The organism is Acinetobacter sp. ANC 5045, assembly GCF_004331005.1.
Lineage (GTDB): Bacteria > Pseudomonadota > Gammaproteobacteria > Pseudomonadales > Moraxellaceae > Acinetobacter > Acinetobacter towneri.
Genome location: NZ_SJNS01000007.1, coordinates 17,954 through 37,561 on the forward strand (window position 1 = coordinate 17,954; position 19,608 = coordinate 37,561).

Genomic DNA, 19,608 nt, shown 5'->3' on the forward strand with positions numbered 1-19,608 from the left:
ATTTTTGCTGCGTTTAGACTCGTTTTTGTAATCGTGACACCCAAAATGGCGCAACCCACGACATGCTTTGAACGAGCATAAAACCACAAAACAATGCCACCGGGGATAACGGCTGTACATTGCTTAAAATTAAAATGAATCCTACGATCACGATTGCAAACTTACCGAGCATTCCTCTATACATGTTCGAAAGAACCTGTCTGGACGCTCGTGCACCTGCTGCTCGAAACGACTGCCATGAAAAATAACAACTTGCCAACCAACAAACACTAGCACCAAGTGCAGCGCTTAAGGCAGCCGTTGAGTCTTTCAAGACCCACGCTATCAGGGCTGAAACTGGAATCATGAATGCTTGTAAGAAGACCAAAGCTTTAGCTAATCGTCGGTCAATCAAGCGACTAGTTCGGCTCATTTTTTTATCCACTCACAGCATTAATGCTTGACAAGTTCAACTGATGATCGTTTTTTTATCGCAGGCATTATAGAGTTAGCCCCCTGAACATGCAATCGTTTCCCGACCTTAGTCGTGTTTTTTTGCATGTTTGTCTCGGAATTGTCATATTTCAATTTTGCTTAAAAAACGCATCATTTTCGTGCATTTAATACACAAGCCTTGGTTTGCTTGGCTAATTGCTGCCACGCTTGCACAAAATCATCTGCACCGCGCATGCTTTCATCGACCTTTTGAAACACAATTGGATTCAATTTCATATACTGATTTTTACTGGCATGTCCTTCTGCAAGTAGGCACATTTTTGGATTTGGTCGGTGATCGTTCAAATATTTAATTTGTGCGACTGTTGGCGCAATATGCGGATCATTGGTCATCGACCCAGAAAATTCTAAATTTAAGGCACGTTCTAAATATTGATAGGCATCGTGATAAGCCCAATATGGCTGTACTGCAGTTTGAGTCTGAAACTGACTTGCACTTTTGAATAAACTCTGTGCGAAGGCACGTGCGTTATTCCAATAAGCATCGCGATGTTCAGGCATTTGCTGAGAACGTAACGCGGCAATAAAGAAGCCGATACGCACCGCATTGTTTGGGTCTAGCCAGACATGGCTGTCTACTGTATTTTTTAATGCTGCACCACGTTCTGAACGCTGCGGCAAAGTTTTCATAATGCCCGTATCTAATAAAGCAATCGCTTTAGGATTTTGATGTAATACACGTTCTAGCGGTGCTTCATGCGCCTTACCTAGCCAAATAATTAAATCCGCATCTTGGATGATTTTTCGATGTGCAGGCGTGAGCGATACATCATGCCCTGTTTGATCTGCCAGTAATAACGTGGGTGTTTCGATATTTTGCGTGACTTTTTGGGCAATCAAATAGATAGGATGCGTAGACACCACCAAAGCCTGCGCCATGCTGACAGTACTGCATAACGCTAAGAAACAGAAACTAAATAAACGAAACATTGCGGCATATCACGAAAAATCGATAAATGTTATAATATAACAAATTTATAAAAATACCTACGTATAATCGAAACTGATAACGCTTCATGCTAAGATTTACTGTCGTTTTTCTTTTAAAGTTCAACTGGGGTGGCTATGAGCTTATGTTCGCACGAGCATCACAATGCATTACATGGCGTTCACGACCATCACAATGTCGATCAACGTCTTGCCGAAGCTGAAAGTTTATGTGCGGCAACAGGTGCTCGTTTAACACCGCTACGTAAAGAAGTGTTGGAACTCATTCTCAAGGCATCTGCACCAATGGGTGCTTATGATTTATTGGCGAAAATTAAAAGTGAGTCTGATCGTCCTGCAGCACCGCCAACGGTGTACCGTACTTTGGATTTTTTACTGGAAAAAGGACTAATTCACCGTTTGACTTCAATCAATGCCTATATTCCTTGCTGTCATCCACGTGAAGGACACCAAGCGGCTTTTTTGATCTGTACTGAATGTAAAGTCGTTAAAGAAGCTTCAGCGCAAGGTTTATTAGAGCAACTCGATCAGTTGGCAGCCTCTGACCGCTTTAGCCCGCATCACAGCATTATTGAGATTTCTGGAAAATGTCAGCAGTGCAACAGCAAATAACCACTGCACCGCTCATCGCCTTGCACAATATTCAGGTGCGAATAGATGAGCGCGATATTTTAAAAAATGTCGATTTTGAATTACATGCACGTGAAATTGTCACGCTAATTGGCCCCAATGGCGCAGGAAAGTCGACTCTAATTAAAGTCTTGCTTGGCATTGTCAAACCAAATGCAGGCAAGCTCGTAAATGCTCGCAAATTGACCTTTTCTTATGTGCCGCAAAAGTTTAATCCTTCACACAGCTTGCCTTTAAGAGTGAAAGATTTACTGGCTTTAGAAAAATGCCCAGACGCAATTAAAGCAGAAATTATCCGCGATACTGGCATTGCCAAACTGCAAGATTCAAAAGTACAACAACTGTCTGGTGGTGAGCGGCAACGGGTGCTATTGGCACGCGCCTTATTACGTCAACCTGATGTTTTGGTACTGGATGAGCCGATGCAAGGACTAGATATTCAGTCCGAAGCTGAACTGTATGACTATGTGCGCAACTTACCCAGCAAATATGGCTGTGCGGTGTTGATGGTGTCGCATGATTTGCAATGGGTCATGCAAGGTACGCATCGTGTGGTATGTTTAAATAAACACATTTGCTGTAGCGGTTTGCCCGAAAATGTACAGCAACATCCTGAATACCAAGCTATTTTTGGAACCAATCGGGTGTTTTATCAACATCACCATGAACACTGCGCCCATGGCGATCATGCCGAGCCTTGTCAGCATGATTCACGTCCTCATATTCACCCTGAACCGGAAGCTTAACCCATGATGGATTGGCTACAATTGCTGTTACCTGCATGGATCATGGGCAGTTTATTGGTATTTTTGACCGCCCCACTTGGCTGTTTAATGCTGTGGCGACGCATGTCCTTTTTTGCCGATACGATGGCGCATGGCACTTTATTGGGTGTGGCAATTGCAGGCGCGTTAAGTTTACCTCTGTGGATGGGCGTGACATTCTTGGCATTATTATTGGTGGGTGTTTTGTGGATTTTACATGATCCACGGTTGCCGAATGATGCATTATTGGCGCTCTGCTCTGCGACCTTGCTCTGTTCAGGTTTGCTCTTTATTCAGCATATTCCAAGTTTGCGTCCTGAGTTGCTGAGCTATTTATTTGGCGATTTACTCACCATTTCATGGGCAGATTTACCCGTATTTGCTTTGGTCATTATTGCAGCCTTAGCGGTACTCTATAAGTTTTGGCAGGCTCAAATTCAAATTGCAATTGACCCTGACATTGCAGTCAGTGAAGGTCTGAATGCACAATGGCAACGTCTGATTTTTATGTTGTTATTGGCATTATTTACAGTATTGGCTTTACGTGCAGTCGGCTCTTTATTGATGGGTGCATTGCTGGTGATTCCCGCCTTAACCGCACGTTTATTGGCTCACTCGCCTAAACAAATGGTGATTTGGGCGTTTATTGTGGCGCAAATTGCAGTCAGCGTAGGTTTATGGTCAAGTGCAGGCTTAAACATTTCAACAGGTTTAAGCATTGTGATGACTATGGCGATCATTTTTGCAGTAATTTTTAGCGTGCAAAAAGTCAGAAAGATAGCTTAGTTTTTCGTTAATGAATATCTATATTTTTGTATTGCAGCAATGAGCATTACGACCAAAAATGGCAGTATATACGCTATCCACAGTGCTATATCACTATGAATCACTTGCTGTAAAAGACTCAATTGCTGCTGACTTTCTGAAACAGCATTCCAATCTATCTTTTGTAGATAAAACATTGCATGAATGGCAATCAACAACACAGCCGTAATATTAATCAACACCACACTTTGCCACACCGTATGTTTAAAATAAGTTTGCAAGGCGGCAAATACAAAAGAAAAAATCAAATTGATACTCAAATGTGCCATCAAAGCAATTGGCCAAAACACGCTATCTACTGAAAAGTGAATCGCTAATCCAATTGCAATTAAAGTTGAAAAACTTAAAAGCAACATGCTGATCCACCAATGTTGCCAATAAAGTGCTCGCGGAATACATTTTATTTTCAACGTATGTCTCAATCTATTTTTATAATTACAGCGTACACTTTTGTGTAATTGAAGACATTACTGATGCACCAAACTCAACAAAAACGCAGCACCTGCAAACAATGCAGCAAAAGTACGATTCATAAATTTTTGCTGCTTCGGTGATCTTAACAAACGCAAAACTTTTGCAGCCAAGCCCGTATAGCCCGCCATCACAATCAAATCAATACTAATCATGGTCAGTGCCATAATTGCATATTGCGTCCATTGCGGTTTAGATAAATCTAAAAATTGCGGTAAAACTGCCAATAAAAACACAATTGCTTTGGGATTGCTCATATTGACCAGAAAGCCGTACATCACCAATTTTCCAGCAGATTTTCGCGTCAGCTCATGCTGAATTTCAATCGACTGTGCAGGCGCTGCCCATTGCAAATACGCCAGATACAACAAATACGCCACACCAAACCATTTCACAATCAGAAATGCCCAAGGCGTTGTCGCAAATAATACCCCTGCCCCTGCGGCTACAATCGCAATTTGCAATAATAAAGCCAGTTGTAGACCAATCGCATTCCAATAACCATGTCGAAAACCATAACTCAAACCGCTCGACATCGAAGCAATCGCACCCGCGCCAGGTGAAACACTAATCACCCAACAGGCCAACATAAACGCAATCCAAACTTGATAAGACATATATCGCTGCTTTTCACAAGACAGTGCATTATATGATATTTCACTTAATCTCATGGCTAAAAACGTTGAATAAAATCGGGTTCGGGCTATTAAGCCTGCATGCAATCAGGCACAATAAAGTCAACTTTATAGAAAACAACAAATTTTCAGGAGCTATACATGACTGCCCAATCTGTAATTTTGCCACTACCTTCAGATCATGCTCGCTTTCTTGTACTTCGTTTAAAATACTTAAGCATTGCTGAATTAAAAGAAAAATTGGCTGACTTGTTTAGCACACGGGATCGTTTGATTACCCAACATCCACATGCCCAAATTAAAACTGGCGTTGCTTTTGGTCCTGAACTTTGGGCACAGCTCTATCAGCAATCTCCAGAAGGTTTTAAACAATTACAACCGATTCAAGGTGCGTACCCAATGCCTGCCGTGCCTGCAGATGTGATCATTCACCTCGCCAGTACACGTGCGGATATTTGCTTTGCACTTAGTCAGGCATTTTTTGAGGGGATTCAAGACAAAATTGAAGTCTTGGATGAACGGGTCTGTTTCCGTTATTTTGATGGACGCGACATGACGGGATTTATTGATGGTACCGAAAACCCACAATTTCCAGATGATCGTGCCGAAGTTGCACTTTTAGGCGAAGATGCAGGCGTGTTTGCCGATGGTTCTTTTATTTTTGCACAGCGCTATTGTCACGATTTAGAAAAATGGAAAAAACTCAAAGTTGATGCCCAAGAACACGTGATTGGACGCACCAAACTTGAATCGATTGAATTAGACGAAGATGTACAACCTGAAAATTCGCACGTTTCACGTACAGTCGTTGAAGATGATGCAGGCGATGAAATGGAAATTTTGCGCCACTCTTTACCTTATGGTGATGGCAAGGGCGATCAGGGTTTATTCTTTATTGCTTATACCAAAGATTTGAGCATTATTGATGCCATGTTAGAACGTATGTTTGGTACTTCAGGTGATGGCATCCATGACCGTTTATTGCACTTTGTGACTGCCATGGATGGCGCATATTACTTTGCCCCAAGTGAGGAGCTGCTAGAAGAAGTTTTGGAAGGTTGATCAAAGCTATCATGAAGTTGCTACAAAGCGACTTCATGAGGATTATCCTATACATCAAATAACATCGGACAGCATAATATATGCCTTTACCACTCCATTTTTTTTACTAATATAATCAATACTTAGGAAAAAATTATCTTTGTTTTTTGCAATATGGTTTATTTTGACTCGATCCCCTTGGATGAGATAAGACTTTTTCCGAATAAAATAACGATCAAACAAGAATGCTTTAGGAGAAGTTATCATCAGATTTTGAATCTCTCTTCCTAAGTCATCTTTAAGCACATAAACTTTATAACCATTTAAAAAATAAGTACTTATATTTATGTTTGGAGCCAAAGATTTCCATTCCTCTTGTCTTGAATAGCTTCCAGACTTTAATGTATAGATTCTTTTGTAGCTGATTGCTCCATCTTTGAACCTTTCAATAATCTGATTATTTATAAATTCAGGATCATACAAAGGACTTAAATAAAATTCTTTTGCCTTCAGGGAAGAAATTTCAAATATTCGATACTGCCCACTTGGATTACAGTCTTCAGTATAATTGACCACTACATATTTTTTTAAAGGAATACCAAAATACTCTACTGAAAAAGCATCTTTATCAAAACAATAGTCTTTTTTATTAAATAATAAGAAATTTTCTCCGTTTTCATTATAATAAATACTATTTTTTTCTTTAATCAATATTTCTTCTGCCGATACATAACAAGTAAAAAGCAATAAAAAAAATAGATAAAATTTATTTAAACCCATCTCTTTTCTCAACCTCTTTTAATATTTTTATAAATAATTTTTTTCTTTCAGCCATACCATTATTTCCACCGTTTATTCTCCTACTAACAGATTCAACAACTTTTAAATGATAGTTATCACTATAAGTGCCATTTAAATCTTTATATCCTTTGTGAATTAAACTATCAGCATTTTTAAATACATTAAAAGCCCAGACTGAGCTATCTACAGCATGAAATAAATCATCACAGAGTAATTCCGGATTATTAACCACGTCAATTCCAGAATAGCTTTTATATTTTTTATACGCACTTTTCCAAGTTAGCTGAATTAAGCCTCGCCCTTTGTATTTAGGGCCATCTCCTAAAGAGGTGTTTCCTTCAGCCAAAATTTGTTTTCTTCTTCTACATGCTCGGCTTTTTTTTATATCACAAACAGATGGTGGAAAATTTGAAATATCATAATCCTTACCGCTCGCATACTCAATCAATGTATTAAAATGATCACACTCATGATAAATTTGTGCTAAAAAATGACATAACATTAATTTGTCTTTAAGATTATGCTTAATTAGGCTTTTGTTTAACTCTATAACAAATTTTTCAGGTGGAGTATTATGTGTCGATCGCCCTTTCATTACACGATGAGAAAATAGTTTATTAGAGCCATAAACAGCTTTAAAAAAACTTAATGAAACTATCTCCTCTAAATTATACTTGATACTTTTCTCAATACTCGGCCTACCCTCTGCCGTGATACCTTTAACAACCTCCACATCCAAACGCAATTCAACCGCATCTGCACGCATTCTTTTTGCACTATAAGTCACAGGGCTTAAAGCATCCCCATTCGGCTTTAATACTCTAAATTGCAAACGCTGCCCCACCATACTGAACAATGGAGTACTGCCATTTAAAATGGTAATTATCTGTTTTTTACCCGTATCCAACATCAACATTTCAATATCAGTTGGAGTTTCAATTAACTGCTCACCTGTTCTATCTTTTAGTTTTAATTCAGATCGGCTTTTGAAATTACTATATGGTTCATCGAGTTGTATTAAAATCGGCTGCTGTGAGCCATTTTTAGAATTTACCTCACATTTCACGACAAATTGATCATTTGAAGTTAACACCAAAATTTCAATATCACGCTGTGGTGATGACAATACCTCCACGATCCCATTTTCATTGGTATATCGTTCATAAGCATTTTTCCGCCCTCTAGGTCTTGATTGAATAGGAAAATTTGAAACCACTTTCCCAGCACAATCTACCACTTTAAAAGTAGTTGTAACAATTCTAGCTTTGGTTTCACCTAATTCTTTTTGTTTATATTCTTCAATTGTTTTAGGTAACTGAATTTTTATTGGATCTTGTGATGATGAACCAATAGATGTATGAATGACCTTAAAAACAGTAAAATCTTTTTGATTGGGTGGTTTTGCCAGTATTTCTACTGTTCTTTGTGGAGATGCCTGAAATACAAACTGCCCATGAAGATCAGTTTTCTGAAGATTTTCACGTTTTGAACCTTGGTATCTAGACATAACATTTAAGTTGATCACCCGACGCCCTGAACGATCATAAAATTTTGATGTAATTGTGACTAGATTACTCATTAGCCTAAATCCTCTTCTGCATAAACTTCATCTTCTTCTAATTCTGTTTCTTCTTCTATTTCAGCCCATAATTCATCAATATTATTATCTTGTACAGCCGACTGAGTTAAATAGACATAGGATGAATTAAACCCTAACGCAACGAATTCAGTTTTTTCTGACGTATAAAATCTTAATGAACTGACACTCTGATTTGCATCTTGTATATTTTTATTCGTGTTAATGAGCCTTCCATCTTGCTTTCCGACAACAAAAATCTCTTTCTCATCTTCAGTTGCAACATCCCACTGATAATCAATTTGATGACTATATTCAGTCTCAGCTTGAGGCAAACTGTATTGGACGCTTGCCACCCGTTCCCCACCCTCAAAACAATGCTGTCCTGCTTTCGCCTCAAATTTAGCTGAAGTACTCACAAAAACACCTTTTGAATTAATTTTGATTTGTGAACCACCTGCCGTTAGCACAATTTCTTTTGGACTGGTAATTTCCACCCGATCTTCCGTAGAAATCAGCTTGATTTTCTGGCGTGCAATTGCATCTATAGCACCATCTTGTGCCTGAATTTCGACTTTACCCTTGGCTGCAAAAGCACGTATACCTTGCTCCGCTGCAAATAAACTGATTTTATCGCGTGCATGTGTAATCACAGATTTTTGGGTAGAAACATTAATACTGCCTGCGGCACTTTGATGAATATGTTGATCTGCAGAAAGGTGTAAATCTTGCTGAGTTGAAACTGCAATTGAGTTGGGCGCACAAAGAATCATAACCGCCTGCTTAAAACTTGCCGCTTTAGTTTGATCTTCTAGTTCAATTTGATTTAAAAATTCTTTGAGATGCTCCAGTGTTTCCAAAGGATCTGTTTGCTGATTTTGTGCCAACTCACTTAAGCCTTTGCTTGCCGCTAAACTGGACTCCAATTGCCTTTTGGCAGGACTCGCATCTAAATGATACGCTTGTGCCTGTGCTTGTGGATGAGTTGAAAGCAGTAAGCCTGCACCTGCACGCACAGCTCCCCACCGATCAGTTCTTAATTCAAAGCCTTCGCCGCGCCCAATTGAATCCTCCTGCCGCATTGGATGGCTCAAATATCCTAAATTCAACTGACTCGCAGCATGACTACTCTGCAATTGCGCACTGAATTGTTTGGTGGTGTCATTGAAGCGAAGTTGGTTAAACCCTGCACCACGTATTTCTTGTGAACGAATCCCGCTCAAGTATTTGGTATCGGGTAGAGTTCCAACTGTATCGAATTGTGTCTGTTGTCGTTCTGCCTCATGTAAACGTCCAACCACAAAAGGACGATCAATATTGCCATCAAAGAAATCCACCACCACAATTTCACCAATACGTGGGTGAAATCTTGCACCATAACCCTCACCTGCCCACGGTGTGAGTACATCCACCCACGCCGAATCGCTCTCATTGTCGTTGGCACCCGCACCACCATCATGCAAGTGGTCATCACTTCGGGTAAATAAAAACCGAACTTTAATACGCCCCCACGCATCTACATGCACGGTTTCATCCTCAGGTCCAACCACTTTAGCGCGCTGTGGATAAGCCACGGGACGATGCAGTAATGGATTAAACTCTGGAACGAGCGCAATATGTCGTCGAATCAAATTCAATTGACAAAATTGTTGAGGATCACCCTCCAACGGTAACTGAAATGTCCACTGACTTTGTTGCAGCAGACTCAAAAAATGCTGTTGTAATTCAGGTGCTAAATTGTTTTGGTTATAAAACTGTTTGGACAGTATTAAAAACTCTCGTTCAGTTTGGGGATGTTGATCAATTTCAGCATGCCCGTGTAATTCAAACCAATACCCCACTTGCGCATCACGTAAATTACTTTGCGCGGAAAAATATTTTGCCTGCAAATCATAATACTGAGCCAATTGTTGTCCCAATTGTTCTAATTGTTCGGTACTTGCAGCTGTCACCTGATCTTGCCCAGTTAAGTCTTGCATCCACGCAGGACTCACGCACCACGCCTGTTCTAAACTTAAAGCTTCACTATTTTGTGTGCTACTTTGTAAGGGCGATGTGAACTGTACTGAATTTTGGTCCTGTGCCAAAAGATCGGGTTGCCAGCGTTGTAACTGTACTTCAGTGGGTTGCAGGTTACGCTGTGCCATCCAAGTGTAAATGCTATCCCGCTGCTCGATTGCACTTGTACGCTGAAATGCCACTCGTCTACGTTTTAAGGGCTGATAATGACTATTCTGCTCAATCAGTCTTAATTTTTGTGTATCCATAGGCGTTAAAAAATACTCAACCCAAGGTTGTTTTTCATCCACCAACCAATTGATGCCTTCGCTACGCCACAAACGGGTTAAAAACTCATAATCGCTTTCGTTGGATTGTATGATGAGAGGTCGAACTGCATAACGCTGACTGAGACCACTTAAATCTAAACTTAAACTTGCAGCAAATAATGCACTGCGGTCTTGCCATTCTTTAAACAGAATTTCACTCACCTCCACCACAGTTTTATTCATAAATACCCGACTGTTGCGGCGTTTATGCCACAAAGCCGTTGCATCCTGAATCTGCAATTTATAGAGACTGAGCGCGCCATCACTTTGCCCTTGCGCTGCTGCAGTAATAATGCCGCTATGTCGAAATAATTCGCCTTGATCGGTGAGTTGATCTACAGCCACCCGACTGCCAATAAATTGTTTCAACGGCAAATTTGCATGCGGTGAGAGGCATAAGACATCCATCTGCAAACCTTGGTTGATGGCATGCTGACCATAAACGCACTGCAAAAAGACCTGATGATTTAAGGCTGAATTAGAAAACTGGATATGAATTGTGCGGTGTTGAGGGCTTAAGCCAAATTTTTCTAATACAGCAAAGAGTGAACTTTGCATTGTTATTATCGTTGCTATTTTTATAGTGGCGCTATTCTAATCAGCAACTTGGCAATTATCTAGAGCGTAAAATGGATAAAGCGATAAACGGAATTTGCAGTTAAGACCATCTCCATCGCCAATTTTGATAATCCTCAATCCCTCTATTGATGAAAAATCAACAAACATGACACATTGCGTTACTCTGCAGTCAAGACAATCTTCAATCGCTATGCTACAACTGAGTTATGCCGTCAAAAAAGGAGAGGTGAAGAAATTTATTGTTTTTTATCAAAACCTTTTTTTATTTTTATTTCGTCATCTCAGCTTTCTACATAAAAGGGTCATCATTAAGCTTTAGCATAATAAAAGCATGCAAATGCCTTACATATATAACTGCTATTCGGGAGCGAACATGAATAACAGCCAAAATTATGTCAAACAAATTAAAAATGCTAAACGTGGAGGATATACGCCTACCATCGCCAAAGACATCAACAAACATAAGATTCAAAAAGCCATTCGCCTAATTGAACAATGGAGAACGCTCGCAAATGAACTCAAACCACAAATGCAACTTGATATGGCCTTTACCTTAGAAGAATGTGCACAGGATTTAGATCGCATCTTAAGAAATAAATAATCGCTTTTCACACTTCATTTCAAGTTATTTTCTTCAATGAGCCCACCCGCTGGGCTCATTTCATACAAAACCTTCTATGTGATTTCCTCGTTTGTAACGCGCCAAAATACTGTGTACAAAATCTTCAAAAACTCTATGCCCTGCATTAAACGGTTACTTTTTGGCTTGCGCACACGTAAAAATTCTGTAAAATTCTCTACACAACGCCGGCATAGCTCAGTTGGTAGAGCAACTGACTTGTAATCAGTAGGTCCACAGTTCGAATCCGTGTGCCGGCACCATATTAAACCTCATAAGTTTTTAATTTATGAGGTTTTTTGTTTCTATAAACGTATATTTTTATCTTCCTCATGCTGCTCGAATCTCCAATTTATTTAGGGCTTCGATGTATCTGCAAAACTTCAATTGCAATACAAGATTGTGACTTTTCACTTGTTAAATGTATTTTATGATTTAGAATGCTGTACACATATTTCAGATCGTATTTTTATATTGATGGTCTATTTTGTTGATGTTTCATCCATATAAACTGACATTTAGAAATATTTTTGTGAATTAAAATAAAAATTTAAAATTATAAGTCTTAGAAAATTGAGTATTAAAACAATGCTTCTCTAAAATTTTCCAGTTTAAGGAAGACCTCATGGCTCAAAGCTTTGCAACGCATCATTCCATGACCAATCATGGTGGAATCATCCTTGCCAACCAAATGCGTGTTTCTCAAATGGGAAATTTATTTTTAGTGGCGGGTGATGGACATTTCTGCCCTCAGTGCCAACGTTGGTCCACGATTATAAAAAGTCACGATCATATTCTTTTTGATGATAAAGCCGTGGCTTATGTCGGAGATCAATTGACGTGTGGCGCAAAAATTTTACCGAAGCAGTTTCATGTGGTGGGTGGGATTTAAAGCCAATTATGAACATCCAAACACCGAAAAACTTCATTATCTAGCAGCTGATTACGATAGATTAAGCTTTTTCCGCACTCACCTGCACATATTTAATCCAGCCATCTGCATAGAGCTTGGCACATAAACGTGCGGTCATGGCAATTTTAAACCAGTCTGTATCTCGCGTTTGTACTCGATGCTTGAGATGCTGATTCACATAGTCAGCAAAACCCGCCAAAACTTGTGCCGACAAATCTTCCACCTGAATCTGTTTAAATTCAAACTGTTCTAAAACCGCTCGAAGCTGACTTTCGGACATTAGATCTTTAAAATTGACAGCGGCAGATTTTAATAAGGCACGATATTGCAGCTGTTTGAATGCATGTGGTGGCGCTTGTTCTGCCCAAATTAAATAATGAAAGCCCAAACGTCCGTTTGAATTCAAAACTGCATTGACCTGACTTAAAAATGAATTCAAATGACTGTGATATGCCGCATCAATACAGAACACCACATCAAAACGTGGTTGTGGAAAAAGTGCTTTTAAATTTAAAAATGAAGCAGCGTGAATTTTAATATTTGAATTTAAATGTTGTCGAATCGACTGCACATGATGATCTTGTAGCTCAACAGCTTCAAGTCGTTGTATTTGATAGTGTTCCAACCAATATTTAAGACTGGCACCTTGCCCACAGCCTAAATCCAGTACAACATCTTTTGAATTTAAATGCACTGCTGCGGCCAAATGCGCTGCTAAATTTTGACATGCAGCGGGATAATCAGATCCCACTGCATCTGACCAATAACCTAAATTGCTCCACGGCAGTGCGGAAGTATCTCCCAAATATGCCGCTTGAATGGCATATTTATGTTTTGGAAAATGCTGTCGTATCGCCTGTTGCCATTTCATACTGACTCAGTCTAATTCAAAAAAGAGGGGCTGTTGATAATTCATCTATGTTTGCGACAACGCATATTTTTTAGCTGATATAAGGCATGAGGCAGGAAATTTAGTCATTCTAAATGACTGACTCATAACGCAATAGCAGCAAAAAATATGCTTGTCCTGAAAGGCTGTGGCTAAAACTTTCTCAGATTGCGTTATGAAACTTGGCAATAGTCTCGCTATTCCCTGCGTTTCATGCCTGATCTGCTCAGTTTTAGCCTACAGCACAAACCATTTATGAAATATCAACAGACCCTAAACTTAATAACCTAATTGCGGCGCAACCTCAACTTGTGGTTTTAAATCAATAAACGGTAATGGTGCACCAAAAATTTCTGCAATATGCATAGCGGAAGTCACTGCAGATTCTAAAATTGGTAAACCATCGCACGACCATGAACCGCAGAAGAACACTTTACGATTGTCTTGGTGATGGCGCTGCTGCAACTCTTTGTTTAATGCCACTGTCTTTGAATCCACCACAGCGCGGGTTAAAGTTACCGTTGAAATGATCTTTTTCGGATCAATTGGTGTAACTGGACGCCATGTTTGGAACACTGGCGATTTACCGACCAAAGTTGGTTCGATCGAGTTAAGCCATACCGTAAATTGCTGACGAGTAAATTTACGATCCATCATATAACTTAAAACAGACCAATCTTTACGTTTTGGCGGCATCACCGTTTGATCAGTGTGAATCACCAAATCACCCTGCTCGAATTTGAACTGTTTAAGCAATTCAATATCTTCTGCAAATTGTTGATTGTCCAAGAAGTCTTGGACTTTGGTGGTTGGCGTTGCAATCACCACACGGTCAAATGTTTGCGACTGACCCTCAGAATTTTCAACAATTACACCATCTTCTTGTTGATGAACACGAGTAATCGCTGCACCACTTTGAATATTAATACCTTCAATCAACTTATCAACCAATGCAGGCGTGCCACCTTGTAAACGCAATAATGCATCACCATCAGTCAATTGGCGTAAAAATACCAACAATGGTTTTGCTGGCCATTCACCAATGGTTTTAGGGTCACAAGTACAAATGGTGTAAAGCACTGGCATCACTGCACCATGCCAAAACACTTCTTCAATTTCGTTACGGTTGATAAATTCCGCAAGGGTAATGTCTTGGTTTTTAGATTTGAAAAATTTAGCGATGGCTGTTTTTAACTGCAACATGCCTTTTACCAAACGCCAGCCGTATTGTTGTATGCCTTTACGGTTGTTAATGATTGGGAAATTACCAATACGGGTACGGCTTGTGGTCAGCCAAGTTTCGGTACGATCTTCAAATAACCAACTGCACGCCATATAAGTACGCACAGGATAAGTTTTAATGCCTAAATGTGTGGCCAAGCTGAGGGTGTTTTTCCACAAATGTGGGTTCATGACCCGTAACGGCGCATCAATTAAACCATCTTCAAATTCGATGCTATGACTGTCCATTCCACGACCAGGCAGCGCCTCAAAAATTGTAATGTTATGCCCTGCATCTTTAAGAATTCTTGCGGTAGCCAGTCCAGCCATACCACTACCGATCACTGCGATATCCAAACCGATCATCCATCTTTTTACATACTTTATGAAATTATGAACCATGCCTAAGGAAAATGAGCTATTAAAAACTACCAGATTGTGTACTTTTCACAGAGAAACAACACAAAGTACATTGGCAATATGATTACATTTTTTAACAATCAGAAAGTGCTTAAATAAGCCTTAGAATTTATTCATATTATTTCTTTAATACTATAAATAGTGTTCTAAACCATGTAGATAAATTCACCAATTTTATAATTTTCGTTTTACAAATAAATCTCTAAACGCTATGATACCAAGCACAAAAATGATAACTACATCACATATAATTATCATAAGGAATATGATCAATCCGCTAAAACTAGAAATTTGACAGCGCCAGAACAACAAAAGCCTCGGTCGGGACATCGACATGAGGCTTTTTTCTTGGCTAAGATTTTTTAAAGCTTAACCCGCTTGATGCTGAATTGGAATTTCACCAAATTTGCCCTGATTAAAATCATCAAAAGCCTGAATAATTTCCTGTTTGGTATTCATGACAAATGGCCCATAGCCTTGAATAGGCTCATTTAACGGTTTGCCTGTTAGCACCAAAAACTTAGTATCTTGCAATGCTTCCAACTGAATCAGTGCTTCACCATCTTGAGCAAATAGCATGACCGAATGATCCAGCATCTGTTGGCTGCCATTGACACGCAATTCTCCTTCTAAAAGCACCAATAAAGTATTGTGATCGACAGGTACATGCACAGCCTGAGTTTGTTCGGCTTTAAGCTGCCCATCCCAAACATTCACTGGACTAAAGGTACTCGCAGGCCCATGCTGATTAGCATATTGACCTGCAATAATGCGTAAATGACCCGCATCGTTTTCAAACTCCACCACAGGAATATTTCGCGCCTCAATGGCCTGATAACGTGGTGCTGTCATTTTATCTGCAGCAGGTAAATTCACCCAAATCTGCACCATTTCAAACAGCCCGCCTTGCTGCGCATAGTCTTTGGAGTGAAACTCCTCATGCACCACACCTGCACCTGCTGTCATCCACTGCACATCTCCTGTTTTAATGGTGCCACCACCACCCGCAGAGTCTTGATGTGTGACCTCGCCCTGATAGGCCAAAGTCACTGTTTCAAAACCACGATGTGGATGTGAACCCACACCATGCTGTGCCGTCGTAGCATCAAAATGATACGGCGATGCATAGTCCAACATTAAAAATGGGCTGATGACCTGACCTAAACGATCATAAGAAAATAAGTTTTTAACGGGAAAGCCATCGCCCACCCAATGCATGTTCTGATTGCGATATACACCTATTATTTTTTTCATGTGTGATGCCTATAACTGAATATGGAAGATACTTTGATCTTAATATTTTGCTTAGCTGCGACCTAGCACAAATTTGGCATACTGCATTGCAAGAATAGAATAATCCCTGGCAAGATGCGCAGTGTATTGCGCTATCTTAAAAATTGCATAAAAAATCCAGAACCGAAGTTCTGGATTTTGAAATTTTCATGGCTAGATGATTTAGATTTTTCCAACCAGATCAATAGATGGTGCAAGTGTTGCATCACCTTCTTTCCACTTGGCTGGGCAAACTTCACCCGGATGTGCATGCACATATTGCGCAGCTTTCACTTTGCGCAACAGCTCTTGCGCATCACGACCAATACCACCCGCATTGACTTCTACAATCTGAATTTTACCTTCAGGATCAATCACAAATGTACCACGATCTGCCAAGCCTTCTGACTCAATCAGTACTTCAAAGTTTTTAGCCAAAGTCCAAGTTGGGTCACCAATCATTGGATATTGAATCTTTTTAATTTCTTCTGAAGTGTCATGCCACGCTTTATGGGTAAAGTGGGTATCTGTAGATACTGAATAAATTTCTACACCCATTTTTTGGAATTCTTCATATTGATCGGCCAAGTCTGCAAGTTCAGTCGGGCAAACAAAGGTAAAATCTGCAGGGTAGAAAAATACTACTGACCATTTGCCAATAAGGTCTTGCTCAGACACTTCAATAAATTCGCCATTTTGGTAAGCGGTTGCGTTGAATGGTTTGATTTGAGTATTGATTAAACTCATGCTGTATTCCTCAATTCGTTTCGGGGATTGCTTATCTTGTGTAGTTAGAATACAAAACCCGATAGAATCGGTAAAACAGTACTTTTTTATAAAAATGATCGGTTTTTAGAATTAAAAATCCATTTATTATTTAAAAACTGATTGATCAAGCCAATGCTGAACTCACTAATCTGCATTAAAAAACCCTTTGTCGAAACAAAGGGTTTGGAGGATGATTTGCCGTTTTAACTTAAGTTAGAATGGTAGATCATCATCTAAATCTGCTGGTGCGGTTGCAGGCGCCGCTTGCGGCTTCGGTGCAAAACCACTTGGGTTATTGTTGGCATAGCCACTACCCTGATTTTGGTTAAAACCACCTTGATTTTGGTTGCCATAACCCGCAGCCTGACCTTGATTCTGATTACCATAGCCACTTTGGTTATTGTTAAACCGTGGCTGTGCAAAACCGCCATCTTGTTGGTCAGATTGTCCACGATTACCTGAATCGAGCATTTGCATTTGATCACCACGAATTTCAGTGGTGTAACGCTCTTGACCGTTTTGGTCTGTCCACTGACGCGTACGCAATGAACCTTCAATATATACCTTAGAACCTTTGCGTAGATATTGCTGTGCAATTTCACCTAAACGGTTATGCAACACAATACGGTGCCACTCTGTTTGCTCTTTACGCTCGCCCGTATTTTTGTCTGTCCAGACATCACTGGTTGCGATAGAAAATTGGGTGAGAGAACCCCCATTTGGGAAAGTTTTTGTTTCAGGATCGCGACCTAAAGTACCGACTAAAATGACTTTATTTACACCACGCATTAGACGTTTTCTTCCTATTTGTTTCTATTATTTACTTTATAAGAGTTATGCTTAAATGGCTACCTCTTTCCCTAACAAGTGCGTTAATTGTTGTCGCGCAGCATCATCAATTTGCTGTTTATCCACTTTCACATACGCCACTTGCTGGTCAGACATCACCACGACCTCTTCAATACCACGAATCGCTAAAAGTTGAGAAGTCCATTCATCTGTTTCTCGACTATCAGGCAAACGCAACACCAAAGATGAAAGATAGCGCGGCTGCGCCAATCCAAAACTAACCAATAACCAAATTATAGCAATCGCAGTCAAAATACTCCAACCCATCGCAGTGTGATTCAGTAACAGCAACTGTCCACCAATCATCCCACCAAAGAAAGCGCCTAAAAATTGGCTGCTGGCATTTACACCCATGGCGGTAGCTTTAGACTGAATAGGTGCCGCCTTAGACAACCATGAAGGCAACAAGGCTTCCATGACGTTAAAGGCAATAAAGAATAAGCCCAAACCCAACAATAAAATGTATTTTGATTCAAACCCGAAAATCAGTACCAACAGACCTAAAATAATGCCTGCAATAGCCGTCAGGAAAATGCCACGCATTTTGCGATATTTTTCTGCCAAAACAATGCTTGGGAAAGCTACAAACAGGCTGACCAACAGTAACGGCAAATACACCCAACCATGATGCTGTAAAGGAATATCGGCAAACTGGATTAACTGCGAAGGCACATAAATAAACATGGCTGTCAGCAATAAATGCAAGGTAAATACGGATACATGCAGGCGGTTTAAATCGCCCATTTTTAGCACTTGCTTTAACTGCGGTACATAACCTTGCTGGAAATTACGATGATGACGGGTAACTTTCGGCACCAGCAGCAACATGAGAATGGCGGCCAACCCCATCACTGTGGTCACCCAAAACAGTCCTGAAATACCGACCCAATCTGTAAGCCATGGCCCCAAACTAAAGGCCACCACAAAGGACATGCCAATACTCATGCCCATCACCGCCATGGCTTTCATGCGGTTTTCTTCGCGGGTCACATCGGCCAGTAATGCCATCACCACCGCAGACACCGCACCACCACCGGCTATAGCACGTCCAATAATCACGCCATAAATGGTGTCAGACATGGCAGCAATTGCACCACCCAAAGCAAACAATAATAAGCCCAAAACCACCAAAGGTTTACGGCTATAGCGGTCTGCAATTAAGCTAAATGGAATTTGTAAAATGGCTTGAGTGAGTCCGTATACCCCAACAGCAAGCCCAATTAAGGCAGGTGTTGCATATTGATACGATTGCCCTGCTACTGAAAACACAGGAATAATCATGAACAAACCCAACATGCGCAATGCAAAAATACTGCTTAAAGCAAAGGTCGAGCGGCGTTCCAAGGCATTCATCATATCAATCGACTAAAACTAAATAATTTTGAATTTGCAGATATCCTACAACATTCAGCTGCATGATGCTGATTTTTCCCGATGTTTATTATACGCGATGCCTAGAATTTCAATAAAAAAAGGGCGCAACGCTGTGCACCCAAATTCTAACTTCGTTCTGTCTGTATGATTGTTCTGCTTGGTTATGCTTGAGTCTTACCATCAAAGCATCA

18 protein-coding genes, 1 tRNA gene and 1 pseudogene are annotated in these 19,608 nt (G+C 40.1%); 7 read left to right on the forward strand and 13 right to left on the reverse strand.

Features of this window, described 5'->3' with window-relative positions; genetic code table 11:
* Positions 1-13: 13 nt before the first annotated feature.
* Entirely contained in the window at positions 14-412 is a 399-nt protein-coding gene (locus E0H79_RS07320) for an ATP synthase subunit I (RefSeq protein WP_004970147.1), read from the reverse strand.
* A 173-nt stretch (positions 413-585) separates the two neighbouring features.
* The gene (locus E0H79_RS07325; RefSeq protein ID WP_131261254.1) at positions 586-1,425 is read right to left on the reverse strand and encodes a metal ABC transporter solute-binding protein, Zn/Mn family; all 840 of its coding nucleotides are present in this window, start codon (positions 1,423-1,425) and stop codon (positions 586-588) included.
* 135 nt (positions 1,426-1,560) lie between these two features.
* On the opposite strand from E0H79_RS07325, the gene E0H79_RS07330 reads away from it, so the two are divergent.
* The 3 genes from E0H79_RS07330 to znuB are packed head-to-tail and all read left to right on the forward strand — an operon-like array spanning position 1,561 to position 3,623.
* The gene (locus tag E0H79_RS07330; RefSeq protein WP_004970151.1) at positions 1,561-2,055 is read left to right on the forward strand and encodes a transcriptional repressor; all 495 of its coding nucleotides are present in this window, start codon (positions 1,561-1,563) and stop codon (positions 2,053-2,055) included.
* The gene (gene znuC / locus E0H79_RS07335) at positions 2,031-2,819 is read left to right on the forward strand and encodes a zinc ABC transporter ATP-binding protein ZnuC (protein WP_131261255.1); all 789 of its coding nucleotides are present in this window, start codon (positions 2,031-2,033) and stop codon (positions 2,817-2,819) included. Before E0H79_RS07330 ends, znuC begins: the two co-directional genes overlap by 25 nt.
* 3 nt (positions 2,820-2,822) lie before the next feature.
* Complete coding sequence (gene znuB, locus E0H79_RS07340) at positions 2,823-3,623, forward strand: zinc ABC transporter permease subunit ZnuB (protein ID WP_131261256.1); 801 nt, start codon at positions 2,823-2,825, stop codon at positions 3,621-3,623.
* Here the strand turns inward: znuB and E0H79_RS07345 are convergent.
* Together E0H79_RS07345 and E0H79_RS07350 are read right to left on the reverse strand one after the other, a co-directional pair.
* Positions 3,620-4,018 (reverse strand): hypothetical protein, encoded by a 399-nt coding sequence (locus tag E0H79_RS07345; RefSeq protein ID WP_131261257.1) that lies wholly within the window; start codon positions 4,016-4,018, stop codon positions 3,620-3,622. The genes znuB and E0H79_RS07345 overlap by 4 nt on opposite strands.
* Positions 4,019-4,129: 111 nt before the next feature.
* Entirely contained in the window at positions 4,130-4,750 is a 621-nt protein-coding gene (locus E0H79_RS07350; protein ID WP_131261258.1) for a LysE family transporter, read from the reverse strand.
* Positions 4,751-4,909: 159 nt separating this feature from the next.
* On the opposite strand from E0H79_RS07350, the gene E0H79_RS07355 reads away from it, so the two are divergent.
* The gene (locus E0H79_RS07355; RefSeq protein ID WP_131261259.1) at positions 4,910-5,830 is read left to right on the forward strand and encodes a Dyp-type peroxidase; all 921 of its coding nucleotides are present in this window, start codon (positions 4,910-4,912) and stop codon (positions 5,828-5,830) included.
* Positions 5,831-5,884: 54 nt separating this feature from the next.
* Here the strand turns inward: E0H79_RS07355 and E0H79_RS07360 are convergent, their stop codons facing one another.
* From E0H79_RS07360 to E0H79_RS07370, 3 genes are read right to left on the reverse strand one after another with little or no spacing between them, the layout of a single operon-like run.
* Positions 5,885-6,589: a hypothetical protein gene (locus tag E0H79_RS07360; RefSeq protein ID WP_004970164.1), complete on the reverse strand. Its 705-nt coding sequence runs from the start codon at positions 6,587-6,589 to the stop codon at positions 5,885-5,887.
* Complete coding sequence (locus E0H79_RS07365; protein ID WP_131261260.1) at positions 6,576-8,189, reverse strand: glycoside hydrolase family 19 protein; 1,614 nt, start codon at positions 8,187-8,189, stop codon at positions 6,576-6,578. Before E0H79_RS07365 ends, E0H79_RS07360 begins: the two co-directional genes overlap by 14 nt.
* Positions 8,189-11,071, reverse strand: a complete 2,883-nt coding sequence (locus E0H79_RS07370) for a type VI secretion system Vgr family protein (RefSeq protein ID WP_131261261.1) — start codon at positions 11,069-11,071, stop codon at positions 8,189-8,191. The genes E0H79_RS07365 and E0H79_RS07370 overlap by 1 nt, the downstream gene beginning before the upstream one ends.
* A gap of 394 nt (positions 11,072-11,465) precedes the next feature.
* Here E0H79_RS07370 and E0H79_RS07375 point away from each other — a divergent pair, with 394 nt between their 5' ends.
* The 3 genes and pseudogenes from E0H79_RS07375 to E0H79_RS07385 all read left to right on the forward strand — a co-directional run.
* The gene (locus E0H79_RS07375; protein WP_004970172.1) at positions 11,466-11,693 is read left to right on the forward strand and encodes a hypothetical protein; all 228 of its coding nucleotides are present in this window, start codon (positions 11,466-11,468) and stop codon (positions 11,691-11,693) included.
* A 205-nt stretch (positions 11,694-11,898) separates the two neighbouring features.
* A tRNA-Thr gene (locus E0H79_RS07380) sits at positions 11,899-11,974 on the forward strand.
* Between the two features lie 362 nt (positions 11,975-12,336).
* Positions 12,337-12,594 (forward strand): annotated as a pseudogene (locus E0H79_RS07385) (PAAR domain-containing protein); the annotation flags it as partial.
* Positions 12,595-12,664: 70 nt separating this feature from the next.
* Here E0H79_RS07385 and E0H79_RS07390 read toward each other — a convergent pair.
* The 6 genes from E0H79_RS07390 to E0H79_RS07415 form a co-directional block, all read right to left on the reverse strand.
* Positions 12,665-13,495 carry an SAM-dependent methyltransferase gene (locus E0H79_RS07390; RefSeq protein ID WP_131261262.1) on the reverse strand — a complete coding sequence of 277 codons (831 nt, stop codon included), beginning with the start codon at positions 13,493-13,495 and terminating at the stop codon, positions 12,665-12,667.
* Between the two features lie 297 nt (positions 13,496-13,792).
* Entirely contained in the window at positions 13,793-15,100 is a 1,308-nt protein-coding gene (locus tag E0H79_RS07395; protein WP_004970183.1) for an FAD-dependent oxidoreductase, read from the reverse strand.
* A 423-nt stretch (positions 15,101-15,523) separates the two neighbouring features.
* Entirely contained in the window at positions 15,524-16,408 is an 885-nt protein-coding gene (locus E0H79_RS07400; RefSeq protein WP_131261263.1) for a pirin family protein, read from the reverse strand.
* A gap of 201 nt (positions 16,409-16,609) precedes the next feature.
* A complete protein-coding gene (ahpC, locus tag E0H79_RS07405) occupies positions 16,610-17,173 on the reverse strand; it encodes an alkyl hydroperoxide reductase subunit C (protein ID WP_131261264.1) in 564 nt (187 codons plus the stop codon).
* Positions 17,174-17,407: 234 nt separating this feature from the next.
* The gene (gene ssb, locus E0H79_RS07410; protein ID WP_131261265.1) at positions 17,408-17,983 is read right to left on the reverse strand and encodes a single-stranded DNA-binding protein; all 576 of its coding nucleotides are present in this window, start codon (positions 17,981-17,983) and stop codon (positions 17,408-17,410) included.
* A gap of 51 nt (positions 17,984-18,034) precedes the next feature.
* The gene (locus E0H79_RS07415; protein ID WP_131261266.1) at positions 18,035-19,399 is read right to left on the reverse strand and encodes an MFS transporter; all 1,365 of its coding nucleotides are present in this window, start codon (positions 19,397-19,399) and stop codon (positions 18,035-18,037) included.
* Positions 19,400-19,608: the final 209 nt, after the last annotated feature.